At 70.6% G+C, this 13192-nt stretch carries 11 protein-coding genes and 3 pseudogenes; 8 read left to right on the top strand and 6 right to left on the bottom strand.

Annotation, left to right across the window (positions count from 1 at the left end; genetic code table 11):
- The first annotated feature begins 207 nt into the window (after positions 1 to 207).
- The 6 genes from EF387_RS09155 to EF387_RS09125 all read left to right on the top strand — a co-directional run bounded on the left by EF387_RS09155 (position 208) and on the right by EF387_RS09125 (position 6903).
- The gene (locus EF387_RS09155) at positions 208 to 1491 is read left to right on the top strand and encodes a polysaccharide deacetylase family protein (protein WP_238431411.1); all 1284 of its coding nucleotides are present in this window, start codon (positions 208 to 210) and stop codon (positions 1489 to 1491) included.
- Positions 1492 to 1911: 420 nt separating this feature from the next.
- Positions 1912 to 2541 carry a TlpA family protein disulfide reductase gene (locus EF387_RS09145; RefSeq protein ID WP_128376010.1) on the top strand — a complete coding sequence of 210 codons (630 nt, stop codon included), beginning with the start codon at positions 1912 to 1914 and terminating at the stop codon, positions 2539 to 2541.
- Position 2542: 1 nt separating this feature from the next.
- Positions 2543 to 3310, top strand: a complete 768-nt coding sequence (locus EF387_RS09140; protein ID WP_128376009.1) for a cytochrome c biogenesis CcdA family protein — start codon at positions 2543 to 2545, stop codon at positions 3308 to 3310.
- 3 nt (positions 3311 to 3313) lie between these two features.
- Positions 3314 to 5116 (top strand): cytochrome c biogenesis protein ResB, encoded by a 1803-nt coding sequence (gene resB, locus EF387_RS09135; protein WP_128376008.1) that lies wholly within the window; start codon positions 3314 to 3316, stop codon positions 5114 to 5116.
- The gene (gene ccsB / locus EF387_RS09130) at positions 5113 to 6207 is read left to right on the top strand and encodes a c-type cytochrome biogenesis protein CcsB (RefSeq protein WP_128376007.1); all 1095 of its coding nucleotides are present in this window, start codon (positions 5113 to 5115) and stop codon (positions 6205 to 6207) included. The genes resB and ccsB overlap by 4 nt, the downstream gene beginning before the upstream one ends.
- Positions 6208 to 6411: 204 nt before the next feature.
- A complete protein-coding gene (locus EF387_RS09125) occupies positions 6412 to 6903 on the top strand; it encodes an SRPBCC family protein (protein WP_128376006.1) in 492 nt (163 codons plus the stop codon).
- A 68-nt stretch (positions 6904 to 6971) separates the two neighbouring features.
- Here the strand turns inward: EF387_RS09125 and EF387_RS09120 are convergent, their stop codons facing one another.
- The 5 genes and pseudogenes from EF387_RS09120 to EF387_RS09100 all read right to left on the bottom strand — a co-directional run bounded on the left by EF387_RS09120 (position 6972) and on the right by EF387_RS09100 (position 10809).
- Positions 6972 to 8246 (bottom strand): hypothetical protein, encoded by a 1275-nt coding sequence (locus EF387_RS09120; protein WP_128376005.1) that lies wholly within the window; start codon positions 8244 to 8246, stop codon positions 6972 to 6974.
- Positions 8247 to 8425: 179 nt separating this feature from the next.
- Positions 8426 to 8695 (bottom strand): annotated as a pseudogene (locus EF387_RS48130) (AraC family transcriptional regulator); the annotation flags it as partial.
- 21 nt (positions 8696 to 8716) lie between these two features.
- Positions 8717 to 8968: pseudogene (locus EF387_RS09110) on the bottom strand (aldehyde dehydrogenase family protein); the annotation flags it as partial.
- A 2-nt stretch (positions 8969 to 8970) separates the two neighbouring features.
- Positions 8971 to 9466, bottom strand: a pseudogene (locus EF387_RS09105) (SDR family NAD(P)-dependent oxidoreductase); the annotation flags it as partial.
- The gene (locus EF387_RS09100) at positions 9463 to 10809 is read right to left on the bottom strand and encodes a flavin-containing monooxygenase (RefSeq protein WP_202918188.1); all 1347 of its coding nucleotides are present in this window, start codon (positions 10807 to 10809) and stop codon (positions 9463 to 9465) included. The pseudogene EF387_RS09105 and the gene EF387_RS09100, both read right to left, overlap by 4 nt.
- 367 nt (positions 10810 to 11176) lie before the next feature.
- Between EF387_RS09100 and EF387_RS09095 the strand changes: the two genes are divergently transcribed.
- Complete coding sequence (locus EF387_RS09095) at positions 11177 to 11659, top strand: MFS transporter (RefSeq protein ID WP_202918187.1); 483 nt, start codon at positions 11177 to 11179, stop codon at positions 11657 to 11659.
- Positions 11656 to 12300 carry a hypothetical protein gene (locus tag EF387_RS09090; protein ID WP_128376004.1) on the top strand — a complete coding sequence of 215 codons (645 nt, stop codon included), beginning with the start codon at positions 11656 to 11658 and terminating at the stop codon, positions 12298 to 12300. Before EF387_RS09095 ends, EF387_RS09090 begins: the two co-directional genes overlap by 4 nt.
- Before the next feature lie 372 nt (positions 12301 to 12672).
- Here the strand turns inward: EF387_RS09090 and EF387_RS09085 are convergent, their stop codons facing one another.
- Positions 12673 to 13104, bottom strand: coding sequence for a PLD nuclease N-terminal domain-containing protein (locus tag EF387_RS09085; protein WP_128376003.1), 432 nt, complete (start codon positions 13102 to 13104; stop codon positions 12673 to 12675).
- Positions 13105 to 13192 lie beyond the last annotated feature (88 nt).

Genomic DNA, 13192 nt, shown 5'->3' with positions numbered 1-13192 from the left:
GTTTCTCCGTAACGACCGGGAAATCTGTGGCTTTCCTTGGAACCCCGGTCTTTGCCGCTCCCTCTGAAGGGGTGACCACCCTTCAGGAAGCGGCGAAACGGGGACGTAGTGCGTCATATCGATCGACAGGCGACTGGTTGGCAGGCAACGGGCCGGCAGGCGACGAGTTCACAGGTGACGGGCCGGAGGGCGACGAGTCGGCGGGCCTTGAGCCGACGGGGAGTGATCGGGCTCGGCGCCGGCGCCGCGGCGGCCGCGGGACTGGCCGGGTGCGGCGCCGGAGGCTCCGGCGGCGGCGCCACACCGCGCGACGCGGGAGGCTCTGCCGGCAGGTCCCCGACGGGCCGGCCGAGCCCCTCCGGGAAACCGGTCCGCCCGATCGGTGACGGCTCGACCGCCTTCACCGGCAAACAGCCCAACCAGCCCGCGAAACCGGAACCCCTGGAGCCCGGCCGGACGCCGCCGCAGTTCGTCGTCTTCTCCTGGGACGGTGCCGGGGAGGTCGGCAACGGACTCTTCCCGCGCTTCCTGGAGATCGCCAGGGAGCACGACGCGCGCATGACCTTCTTCCTCTCCGGGCTGTATCTGCTGCCCGAGTCGAAGAAACGTCTCTACGATCCGCCCAACAACCCGCGTGGCGCCTCGGACATCGGTTACCTCACCGACGACCACGTCAGGCAGACGCTGAAGTGCGTCCGCCAGGCCTGGCTCGACGGGCACGAGATAGGCACGCACTTCAACGGCCACTTCTGTGCCGGCTCCGGGTCGGTGGAGCGCTGGACGCCGGCGCAGTGGCGCAGCGAGTTGGACCAGGCGAAGTCGTTCGTGAAGCAGTGGCGCACCAACACCGGCTGGACCGATCTGCCGTCGCTGCCCTTCGACTACGACAAGGAACTGATCGGCGCCCGCACGCCCTGTCTGCTCGGCCAGCGCAACCTGCTCCCCACGGCCCGGCAACTGGGCTGGCGCTACGACGCCTCCTCACCCGGCGGCCGTCAGGTCTGGCCCCGGAAGAGGCAGGGCATCTGGGACCTTCCGCTGCAGCAGCTGCCGTTTCCGGGCCGCAGCTTCGAGGTCCTGTCGATGGACTACAACATCCTCGCCAACCAGTCGATCAACTCGACCAACGCGCCCGCCCACAACTACCCGGCCTGGCGCACCCAGGCAACCAACACCTACATACAGGGATTCAAGCGAGCATACGAGACAAACCGCGCACCTCTTTTCGTGGGCAACCACTTCGAGGAGTGGAACGGCGGCATCTACATGGACGCCGTGGAGAAAGCGCTCAAGTTCATCGCGGCCGAGCGGGAGAAGGGCGAGGACGTCCGCCTGGTCTCCTTCCGGCAGTTCGTCGACTGGCTCGACGCACAGCAGCCGGAGGTGCTCGACAAGCTGCGCACCCTCGACGTCGGACAGCGGCCGACGGGCGGCTGGAACACCTTCCTCGCCGACGCGGGGACGACGACGCGGGGACGACCGGCGGCGTGACCGCGGGGCTGCCAGACCGCCGACACACGGACTGCCGGCTCCAGGACTACCGCCACACGGACTGCGGGCTCCGGGACCGTCGACATACGGACTGCGGGCTCCGGGACTACCGCCACACGGACTGCGGGCTCCGGGACCGCCGACATACGGACTGCGGGCTCCGGGACTACCGCCACACGGACTGCGGGCTCCGGGACTACCGACACACGGACTGCGGGCTCCGGGACCGTCGACATACGGACTGCGGGCTCCGGGACTACCGACACCGGGACCGGGGACCGGGACCACCCGGACCGGGTACGAGGACGCGGGACGGCACCTCGGCCTCGTGGAGTCCCTGGAAACATGGCCTGACAAGGGGCTTACGGCCGTGGAGGGGGGCGCGAAAGATCCTCGGAACGGGCATGCGAAACTTTTCACATGAGTGCCGCCAGCCGCGCCCCTCAGCGCACCGTCCGGACCCGTGGCCGCAACCGTAACGCCCTGATCACCGCCTCAGCCGCCGCCGCGGCGCTGCTCCTTTCGGCCTGCGGCTCCGGGGGTGTCCAAGGAGGCTCCAACAAGACGGGCTTCATCGCCGGCCCCGACGGCATCGCGACCGCGAAGAAGGGCGAGCGGGCCGCCGCTCCCGATCTCTCCGGCAAGACCCTCGAAGGCAAGGACATCGCCCTCGCCGACTACAAGGGCAAGGTCGTCGTCATCAACGTCTGGGGCTCCTGGTGCCCGCCCTGCCGCGCCGAGGCACCGAACTTCGCCAAGGTGTCCGAGGAGACGGCCAAGGACGGTGTGCAGTTCGTCGGCATCAACACCCGCGACACCAGCACCGGCCCGGCCAAGGCCTTCGAAGAGGACTACGGCGTCACCTACCCGAGCCTCTACGACCCGACCGGCAAGCTGATGCTCCGCTTCGAGAAGGGCACGCTCAACCCGCAGGCGATCCCCTCCACCCTGATCATCGACCGCGAGGGAAAGATCGCGGCGCGGTCGCTGCAGCCGCTGAGCGAGGAGAAGCTGCGCAAGATGCTCGACCCCGTCGTCGCGGAGAAGTGACGTGACCGAAGCGTCCGTACTCGCCGCCGGCCTGAGCGAGACGGTGTCCAGCGGGGCTCTGCTGCTCGCCCTGCCCATCGCCGTCCTCGGGGGACTCGTCTCCTTCTTCTCCCCCTGTGTCCTGCCGCTCGTCCCCGGATATCTCTCCTATGTCACCGGGATCAGCGGCACCGACCTGGCCGAGGCACGACGTGGGCGGATGGCCGCCGGAGCCTCGCTCTTCGTGCTCGGCTTCACCGCCGTCTTCGTCTCCAGCGGGGCACTCTTCGGCTACTTCGGCTCGACCCTGCAGAGCCAGCGGGACATCCTCTCCAAGATCCTCGGCGTCCTCATGATCGTCATGGGCGTCTTCTTCATGGGCCTCATGCCCTGGCTGAACATGCGCGAGTTCCGCTTCCACAAGAAGCCGGTGACCGGACTGGCCGGCGCACCGGTGCTCGGCGCGCTGTTCGGGATCGGCTGGACGCCGTGCATCGGCCCGACCCTCGCCTCCGTACTGGCCCTGTCCTCCACCCAGGCGGGTGCGGGGCGCGGAGCCATACTGACCGTCGCGTACTGTCTGGGGCTGGGCCTGCCCTTCGTACTGGCGGCCGTCGCCTTCCGCAAGGCGCTCGGCGCCTTCGGCTGGGTCAAGCGCCACTACGTATGGGTGATGCGCCTCGGCGGCGGCATGATGATCGCGACCGGACTGCTGCTGCTGACCGGCGCCTGGGACCGCATCGTGCAGGAGATGCAGGTCTGGTCCAACAGCTTCACTGTGGGGATCTGATCGATGAGCACCAAGACGGACGACACGGCGAAGGCGGACGGCCCCGACGCCGGCTCCGGCGCCGAGGAGCTGGGCGCCGCCGGCTCGCAGCTGTCCACCGCACCTGTGGAGGACGCCCCCAACCTGCCCGCGCTCGGTGTCATCGGCTGGGCCCGCTGGTTCTGGCGGCAGCTGACCTCCATGCGGGTCGCGCTCCTGCTGCTCTTCCTGCTCTCGCTCGCCTCCATCCCCGGCTCGCTGATCCCGCAGTCCGGGACCGACGAATTCAAGGTCGCCGACTTCAAGAAGGCGCACAGCACGCTCGGCCCGATCTACGACAAACTCGGGCTCTTCAACGTCTACAGCTCGGTGTGGTTCTCGGCGATCTACATCCTGCTGTTCGTCTCCCTCATCGGCTGTATCGTCCCCCGCACCTGGCAGTTCGTCGGCCAGCTGCGCGGGCGCCCGCCTGCCGCGCCCAAGCGGCTGACCCGGCTGCCCGCCTACGCGACCTGGCGGACCGAGGCTGCGCCCGAACAGGTCCGTGAGGCGGCGCTCGGTCTGCTCAAGCGGCGCCGGTTCCGCGCCCATGCCGCCGGGGAAGCCGTCGCCGCCGAGAAGGGCTACCTCCGCGAGGCCGGCAACCTCGTCTTCCACGTCGCGCTGATCGTGATGCTGATCGCCTTCGCCGGCGGGCAGCTGTTCAAGTCCGAGGGCGGCAAACTGATCGTCGAGGGTGACGGGTTCGCCAACACGCTCATCCAGTACGACGACTTCAGGTCGGGCAGCCTCTTCGACCCCGACAACGATCTGGCGCCGTTCAGCTTCACCCTCGACAAGTTCACCGGCACCTACGAGCGCAGCGGCCCCAACACGGGCACGCCCCGCGTCTACCGGGCTGACGTCACCTACAGCGAGGGCGCCGACGGCAAGCCCAAGAAGACGGCCATCGAGGTCAACAAGCCGCTGGAGATCGACGGCGACAAGGTGTACCTGATCGGACACGGGTACGCGCCCGTCGTCACCGTCCGGGACGGGCGCGGCAAGGTCGTGTTCCAGCAGGCCGTGCCGCTGCTGCCCGTCGACTCCAACGTCACCTCCACCGGGGCCATCAAGGTCCTGGACGGCTACCGGGACAAGAACGGCAAGAAGGAGCAGCTCGGCTTCAACGCCTTCTTCGTGCCCACCTTCGCCGGGGCCGGACAGGGGAACATGTTCTCCACCTTCCCCGCGCTGGACTTCCCCGTGCTCGCGCTGAACGCGTACCACGGCAGTCTCGGCGTGGACGCCGGGATCCCGCAGAACGTCTACCAACTCGACACCTCCAAGATGAAGGAGTTCAAGGACTCCAAGGGCAAAGCGCTCAAGCAGCGGCTGCTGCCCGGCGAGACCATGAAGCTGCCGGACGGCGCGGGTTCGATCACCTTCGAGAAGGACATCAAGCAGTGGGCCACCTTCCAGATCTCGCACCAGCCCGGTGACGGCTGGGCGCTGACCGGAGCGGTGGCCGCGATCGGCGGCCTCGCGGCCTCCCTGTTCATCCAGCGCCGCCGTGTTTGGGTCCGCGCCACCACCGGTCCCGACGGCGTCACCGTCGTCGAGACGGCGGCCCTCGGCCGCAGCGAATCCGCGAAGGTCCCGGAAGAGCTGAGCGCACTGGTCGCCCTCCTCCACGCCGAGGCCCCCACCGCCCCGGACGGGCCGCCGTCCGCAGACAAACCCGCGGGTTCCGCCTCCGCCACGGAGACCGAGCCCGCCGCCCCCGGTCAGGCGCCGGAGGCCGAATCCCCCGTACCCGCCTCCGTCGAAGGGGCTGAGCAGCAGTGACTCACGCCGCCGCAACGACTCTCGCTGTCGCGACCAACGAGAATCTCGCGAACATCAGCAATGTGCTGATCTACTCCGCCATGGCCGTCTACCTGCTGGCCTTCTTCGCCCATATGGCCGAGTGGCTCTTCGGCAGCCGCAGCAAGGTCGGCCGTACGGCCGCCGCGCTGACCACCAAGGCCATCGCCTCGGCCGAGGCCCCGAAGGTGCAGGTCAAGGGCGGCACCGCCGTACTGGACCGGCCCAAGGTCGTGGTCCGGTCCGCGGCCGGTGCCCGGGACGTGCCGGACGGGCCGGGCGCGCACGGCGGGGACGAGCAGGGCGACCTCTACGGCCGTATCGCCGTGTCCCTCACCGTCCTCGGCTGGCTCGTCGAGGCCGGGGGTGTCCTCACCCGCGCGCTCTCCGTGGAGCGGGCGCCGTGGGGCAACATGTACGAGTTCAACATCACCTTCTCCACCGTCGCCGTGGGCGTGTACCTCACCCTGCTCGCGCTGAAGAAGAACGTCCGCTGGCTGGGCCTCCCCCTGATCACCACGGTCCTCCTCGATCTCGGCCTCGCCGTCACTGTCTTGTACACCGCCAGCGACCAGTTGGTTCCCGCCCTCCACTCCTACTGGCTGTGGATCCACGTCTCCACCGCGATCTTCTGCGGCGCGGTCTTCTACGTCGGGGCCGTCGGCACCCTGCTCTACCTGTTCCGGGACTCGTACGAGAACAAGCTGGCCACGGGCGGCAAGCCGGGCAGCTTCGCCGGCTCCGTGCTGGAGCGGCTGCCCTCCGCGGCCTCCCTCGACAAGTTCTCGTACCGCGTCAACGCCGCCGTCTTCCCGCTGTGGACCTTCACGATCATCGCGGGCGCGATCTGGGCGGGCGACGCCTGGGGCCGCTACTGGGGGTGGGACCCCAAGGAGGTCTGGTCCTTCATCACCTGGGTCGCCTACGCCTGCTACCTGCACGCCCGCGCCACCGCCGGCTGGAAGGGCCGCAAGGCCGCCTACCTCGCGCTCATCGCCTTCGGCTGCTGGCTGTTCAACTACTACGGCGTCAACATCTTCGTCTCCGGCAAGCACTCCTACGCCGGCGTGTGACGACCGCCGTCGTCTGACACTTCATCAGAACCAGGCCCGGGCCGGTTCCTGTGACGTGAGTCACCGGAACCGGCCCTTGTCGATCCTCGAGCGGGCGGTCCTCGACAGGGCGGGCGAGCGTCCGTGACGGGCTGCGGAGCGAGCCCGTGACCGGCTGCCGGGCGACCGGCTGCGGAACGGTCGGCCCCGAGTCAGGCTGGTGCCATGAACCACTCCGTCGGCGTGATCGAACCGGGCAGCAGCGAGACCCGGGACGGAACCCACACCCTCCGCTTCGTCGTGCGGGTGCCGCACACCATGGAGGAGGTCTGGGACGCGGTGGCCACCCCGGAGGGGCTCGTGAAGTGGCTGGCGGCCGCAGACGTCCTGGAGCGGCACCTCGGCGGGGCGGTGGTGCTGCGCCTGCTCAACTCGGACGCCCCGGCCGTGTCCGGCCGGATCACCGCCTGGGACGTCGAACGGGTCGCCGAGTACACGATGGAGGGCTTCCACGGGCGCATCCGCTTCCACCTCGAACCCGGCACCATCCTCCGTTTCACCAACGAGATCCACGGTGACGACGAGTTCCGCCTCGACTGCCTCGCCGCCTGGCACGACCACCTCGAACGCCTCGCTGCCGCGCTGGACGGCCGCCCCACGGACTGGTCGGCGTGGACTCCCGACCGCTTCCGGGAACTCCGGGCGTCCTACACGTAGGCAGGCTCGGTCAGCGTCAGCCGGTAGCCGCTCAGCCAGCGAGTAGCCGGTCAGTCAGCCGGAGCCGGTCAGCCCGTCGCCAGCAGGAGCGCCCGCGACGCCGCCGTCGCCCGTGGAGCCCAGCCGCTGTCCCGCGCCACCTCCGCGAGCGTGCGGCGTGCCGCGTCGCGCAGCGCCGGGTGGCGGTCGTCGCGGACCGTCGCGAGGAAGGCCACCTGGTCGGTGTTCCCGTCGGCCCGGCCGCGCAGCACGGCCGCTATCAGGGCCGGGGCCTCCTGCGCGTTGTCGATCAGCACCAGCGGACGTCCGAGACGGTGCGTGCGGCGCAGGGCGCGGGTGTACGCGTCGTCGAGATCGGCCAGCAGGGCCCGTACGAGATGGAGCTCGGCCCGCCTGCGGGGTGCGGCCGTCCTGAAGTCCCCGGCCAGCAGCACCAGTCCGAGCTTCGGGCTGCCCCCGGCCCCCGGGTAGTCCCGGTACCAGGCTGCGGCCCTGCGGAGCCGGCGGTGGACGGGGGACACACTCTCGCAGAATGCCTCCAGCGCGGCCTCGATCAGCGGTTCCACGACCGGGCCCGTGGTGGACAGCGCCGCGAGCAGCCTGCCCACGATCCGCCCCGGACCTGCGCCGGAGCCGCCGCGCAGACCGACACCGGGAGCGCCTGTTCCCGGACGGGAGCCGGGGGACGGCCCGGACACCCGCCCTGACGTGCGCCCCGGGCCCCTGCCCACCGGGCCCGGCCCGCCCAGGGCCAGGATCCGCTCGGCCTCGCACCACATCCGCGCGTACGCCGTCTCACCCCGCGCGTATGCCGTATCACCCTGCGCGTGTGCCGTCTCACCCTGCGTGTGAGCCGCCTCGCCCGCGCTCAGGCCACCGGTCCCGTCCGCGCTCAGGCCACCCGTCACGTCCGCACCCAAGCCACCCGTCCCGCCCGCGCTCCAGCCGCCCACCGCGACCGCCAGCAGCCCCGCCGCCAGCCGTGGGAACCCGATCCGGGCGGCTCCCGCCACCGGTTCCGCGAGTTGCTCGGCGATGTGCGCCAGCGCCCGGGCCAGGGGCGGCCCGAAGCCACCGGACCCGTCCGGCCCGAAGCCACCGGATCCCGTCGGCCCGCCCGCGCAGTCGGTGAGCGCGACCGGGGTGTGCCCCCGGTAGGCCGCGCGCAGTTCGCTCAGCAGCGTGCTCCCGTCCGGGCCGGTGAGCAGCACGAACGGCGGTTCCTCCGGATGCTCGTAGGGGGTGGTGTGCCGCCCGTGCGGGAGCAGGCCGACGAGCCGGGGCACGAACCCGGGCGGAGCGCTGCCGAGCAGGGCCTCACGTGTGTGCCGGCCGTCGTCCACCGTGCCTCCCCGCTCCTTCGCCCACCGCTCGCCGCGCGCGCCGCACGACCGTCGGCAGGTCGTGTCCGCGCCGCCAGCAGGTGTATCAACCGGCGGGAAGCACGGGGGAGTTGGTTCGAAGTAGGACTGATGATGTCCTCGAGTGGGGCAGATGCTGCCCGCGTGGTGCGCGGAAGTGTCGACAGCCGACCACGATCGATCCGGTTCCGGAGAGTGAGGCGGGGGCGGTGCAGGAGCTGTTCGACGCGTTCACGGCGGACGCCCTCGACGATCGCCTCGTAGGCGGTGCCGCAGTCGGCCAGGCGACGGCGCAGCGTGCGTTCGCTCGACGCATGTCTGCGAGCCTGTTCGGAGAAGGAGGGGACGACCGGGAGGCTCTGTGCGACGGAGATCTCCAGTACCTCCGGGAGGTCCTGCTGCCGACGACGTGAGGCCATCTGCGCTTGAATTCGCGTCCGGTTCCGGCCTTGCTAGCGAGTGCGGATCCAGACTGTCTTCTCCCTGGTCCACTGGGCGAACGCGTCGGTGGATCGCTCCGCCCCGCCGAATCCGGACTGTTTCCAGCCTCCGAAGGGGGCGGTGATGTCGCCCTCGCTGTAGGCGTTGACGGAGACCACTCCGGCCTGGATGCCGCGGGCGAGGCGGAAGGCAGTGTCCAGGTCGTGGGTCCACAGGGAGGCGGCGAGGCCGTAGGGGGTGATGTTCGCCGTGCGGATCGCTTCCTGGCACCGCGCAACCCGAACTTCGACGCCGCGTAGATGGGGGTCTCGCCCTGCGGGAAGATGCCGGCGAGGGACACCGTGGTGATGACACGGGGGTCGGCGGAGGCCCTCAGCAGGGGAATGGCGAGACGCGTGGCCACCAACGGGGAGATCATGTTCAGGTCGATCTCCCGCTCGATGGTCTCCACCGCGCGCACGTCGAACCGCTCGGTGCTGGTCATGCCGACGTTGTTGACCAGCACGTCGAGACGGCCGGAGACGAAGGCGACGTGCTCGAAGAGGTCCGCCACCCCGGCCCGGTCCCGCAGGTCGCAGCCGAGCCCCAGGTGACCGGGTGCCGGGCAGGCTGTCCGCGACCTGATGCGCGCGGTCGCCGTCGATGTCGACGACGACGCACACGGCGCCGCCGATCGCAAACCGCCGGCACAGCGCGCTGCCGATGCCGCCCGCGCCGCCGGTCACCAGCATCACCTTGCCGGTGTAGTCGTATCCGCTCATGCCACCGTCTCCCTGCTGCGGACGGCCGGCACCGCCGGAGGTCGTCCCTCGGTGGGCCAGCCCATGCCCGCGGCGACCTTGGTGAGGTACTTGGTGTACGCGGCGCTGTCGACGTAGCCGGTGTGGCGCGGGGAGTCCACGAACCTGAGCCCGCCGGACAGGTCGGGGCGGTCGCCGCGGATCATGCGGGCGAACCGCTCGGCGTTCGGCAGGCCTCGACGGGTGTCCTGGATGAAGCCGGCGATCAGCTGTGCCTGCGCGTCGAAGAGTTTGTAGGCACCGGAGTTGGTCTCGATGAAGCCGACGCCGAACAGACCCTCGTGCTCGCGGGAGAACGACGACAGGTACAGGTCGGGGTGCTGTTCGTCGCCGAAGTAGCGCTGTGCTACGGGCACCTTGTGGACGTAGCCGGTGGCCAGCAGGATCAGGTCGAAGTCGGTGCTGCTGCCGTCGGTGAAGTGGACGGTGCTGCCCTCGGCGCGGAGGATTCCCGGCCGCGCGGTGATGTCACCGTGCTGCAGGTGGTGGAGCAGCATCGAGTTGACCGTGGGGTGGGCCTCGAAGAGCTTGTGGTCCGGCTTCTGCAGGCCGAGGCGGCGCGGATCGCCGTTGACGATCCTCAGCAGTGCGCCGAACAGCTTCTGCTCCAGCCACTTCGGCATCCGCGGACCGACGCCTTCGAGGGTGTCCACGGGCCTGCCGAACAGGTGCTTGGGGATGAACCAGTAGCCGCGGCGCATGCTGATCTCCGCGTGGTCGGCGGCGCGGGCCGCGTCGCAGGCGATGTCGCAGCCGGAGTTGCCCGCGCCCACCACAAGAACTCGCTTGCCGCGCAGTTCGTCGCTGCTGCGGTAGCCCACCGTGTGCCGGATCTCTCCGCTGAAAGCACCTGGGATTTCAGGGATGTTGGGGTACCACTGCGCGCCCGTACAGACCACGACCTGCGCGTGCCGACTGGTGCGCCCGTCGGCACGGCTGACCGTCCAGGTGCCGTCCGCATTCTTGGCCACGTCACGGACCCCGGTGCCGAACTCGATCTGCTTCGTCAGTCCGTACGCGTCGGCGAAGGACGTCAGATACGACAGGATCTGGCGCCGCGAGGGGTAGTCGGCGAAGTGGTCGGGCATCGGCCAGCCTCCGAACCCCGAGAGGGTCTTGCTGGAGACGAAATGCGCCGACTCGTACATCGGGCTGCCCGGGTTGTCGATGTCCCACAGACCACCCGCACCCGTGTGCCGCTCGACGTGTGTGTAGGGAAGCCGCCGCTCACCGAGCGCCCGCGCCACCGCCAGCCCTGCGGGACCGGCCCCGATCACACACGTGTCGAATTCGGACTCCTTCACGAGTCCACCTCCTCTCGTCGCCACTTTCGGCGTGGGAGGAACTTAGGCAGCGTGCGGGCACTCACGGACTGTCCTGTGCGGCCACAGAGGGGACCGCAGCGGCCAGCCCGACCGGCCTGGCGCCGCGCGGACCGGTGCCCCTGCCGCTCGGCCGACGGTGAGCCGGCCCCTTGAGGCACCGCCCGGGCCGCCCCGCCCATCCGCTCGTGGCCGCCAGGGTCCTCCGTGTGGCCGTCGGTGTCCTACGCCGCGCCGGTCCGCATTCCTACGGTTGCTCCAATCCGCGAACACCGACCCGTCCACGGTCCGTGACAGGAAGAGGGTCCCCACGCGAGCGCCCCGCCGTCGATGACGTACGAGGCGCTCCATGACCGCATCCGCCGGAGCGACGGCTCCGCCTCGGTCCGCGGGCAGCGGACCGCTCGCGGGAGCCCGCCGGGCCGCGGCCACCGTGTTCGCCGCCCAGGGCGCGGCAGTGGCCGCCGTGTCCACCACCGTGCCCGCCGTGGAGAGCCATCTTGGGCTGTCGTCCCCGGCGGTGACCGCGCTCACCATCGCCCTGACCCTGGCCGCGGGCGCCGGCAGCTGCGCGGGTCTGGCCGCCGTACGCCGCTCGGGCCCCGTCACCGTCATGCGCGCGGCGGTGCCGACCACGGCAGCGGCCCTGCTCTCCGTGGCCTGGGCACCCGGCAGGGTCGCCGCCTCGGCCGCCTATGTCCTCCTCGGACTGGCGCTCGGCGCCATCGACGTGTCCGTCAACACCCGCGCGGCCACCGTCGTAAGAACCGCGGAACCCATCCGCCGTCTCTCCCGTCCCACTGGGGATCGGCAAGGGACGGAGGGCACATGACAGAACGCACGAGGGCCAAGGTGACCACGGGGGCCGCGATGACGGCCGTGCTGGTGCTCGGTGCGCTCCAGGGCTCCAGTGCCAGTGCGGAACCCGATAACACGTCCACCGTGGCCGAGTCCGCCGCGGCGGCGGCCACCGAGTGCGTCGGCGAGCAGCCGGTCGGCAGCCTGCCCGGGCCCGGGACCGGAGTCCCGGACGGCACACCGCTGTTCCGGGTGATGGCGTACGCGGACCGGACGACGGCCCAGGCCCGCTACGACACCGTCTTCACCGGTCTCGCCCTCGACGAGGAGAACAAGGCCGTGGACGTGTACCGGATGCCCTCCACGGCCTCCTCCCAGGCGCTCGACACGCGGATCTGCGCCGCCGCCGAGAAGGGCGTGACGGTACGGCTGCACGACACGCCGATCAGCGAGAAGGACCTCAGCGCGCTGATGGACCGGATCAACGCGGACATGGACCGCTGGGAAGGCACCTTCCAGGTGCGCCAGGCCGGCCCGGACGTCGAGGGGTACGTCGTCATGGGCGTCGACGACCCGGTGAAGGCGGAGCCCGTCATCAAGAAGGCCTACGGGGAGCAGGCGAAGTACATCAAGGTGCGGCACGCCGAGCAGGCGCAGCCGTTCACCACCAAGTAGACGCCACCACGGCCCGCCCGGCGCTGCGTTCGCGGCCGGTCCCGCAGTTGCGTTCGCGGCCGGTCCCGCAGTTGCGTTCGCGGCCGGTCCGGCGCTGCGTTCGCGGCCGGTCCCGCAGTTGCGTCCGCGGCCCGTCCGGCGCTGCGTTCGCGGCCGGTCCCGCCGTCGCGTCCGCGGCCCGTCCGGCGCTGCGTTCGCGGCCGGTCCCGCCGTCGCGTCCGCGGCCCGTCCGGCGCTTGGTCCGCGGCCGGTCCCGCCGTTGCGTCCGGCCCGTCCAGCCCAGCGTCGGCGGAGACGGCTGGCGGGGTGTCGCAACGACCTCTTGAACTGAAGGCCGGCGGGGTGCATCCGCCCCCGCCATCCCTCCCGCCGTCACTCCTTGGCGTCGTCGCCGCCGTTCTCGCGGCGCCGCAGCTCCTCCTCGCGGCGCCGCAGATCGGCCTCCCAGTCCTTCAGCAGCGCCTCGTCGTTCCGGGCCTCGTCGCCCGTCGCCCCGTCCCCGTCGTCCTCGTAGCGCTGCGTCCCGTCCTGCTTCTTGTCCTCGTCGAGGGACTTGAGGAACTCGGGATTGTCGTCGGGCGCGACCCAGCCGGCGCCCCTGCGCGAGCCGCCGATGCGCTCGGCGCTGCGGTCGCGCCCGATGATCAGCCAGGAGATCGAGCCGACGAGCGGGAAGAGCAGGATGAGGATCGCCCACAGGGGCTTGGGCATATGACGGACGTGGTCGTCCTGCGTGGTGACGCAGTCGATGAACGCGTAGATGCTCAGTGCCAGCGGCACCAAGATCATCAGCACCCGGAGCATGAATCGGTCCCTTTGCGAGTCGCTGGTCCGGGCGGCCCCCGCCCCCGGTGACGGGGCCAGGGTAGCCCGTACCGGCCGTGCCATCCCG

Source organism: Streptomyces cavernae (assembly GCF_004023625.1).
GTDB classification, from domain to species: domain Bacteria; phylum Actinomycetota; class Actinomycetes; order Streptomycetales; family Streptomycetaceae; genus Streptomyces; species Streptomyces cavernae.
Note: the sequence above shows the minus strand (reverse complement) of the source record. Positions and strands in the feature narration are given on the sequence as shown.

What these genes read in the sequence shown, in the direction of transcription:
- EF387_RS09145 (WP_128376010.1), top strand. Translation starts at nt 1,912, where the DNA reads ATGAGTGCCGCCAGCCGCGCCCCTCAGCGCACCGTCCGGACCCGTGGC.
- resB (WP_128376008.1), top strand. Translation starts at nt 3,314, where the DNA reads ATGAGCACCAAGACGGACGACACGGCGAAGGCGGACGGCCCCGACGCC.
- EF387_RS09125 (WP_128376006.1), top strand. Translation starts at nt 6,412, where the DNA reads ATGAACCACTCCGTCGGCGTGATCGAACCGGGCAGCAGCGAGACCCGG.
- EF387_RS09095 (WP_202918187.1), top strand. Translation starts at nt 11,177, where the DNA reads ATGACCGCATCCGCCGGAGCGACGGCTCCGCCTCGGTCCGCGGGCAGC.
- EF387_RS09090 (WP_128376004.1), top strand. Translation starts at nt 11,656, where the DNA reads ATGACAGAACGCACGAGGGCCAAGGTGACCACGGGGGCCGCGATGACG.
- EF387_RS09085 (WP_128376003.1), bottom strand. Translation starts at nt 13,104, where the DNA reads ATGCTCCGGGTGCTGATGATCTTGGTGCCGCTGGCACTGAGCATCTAC.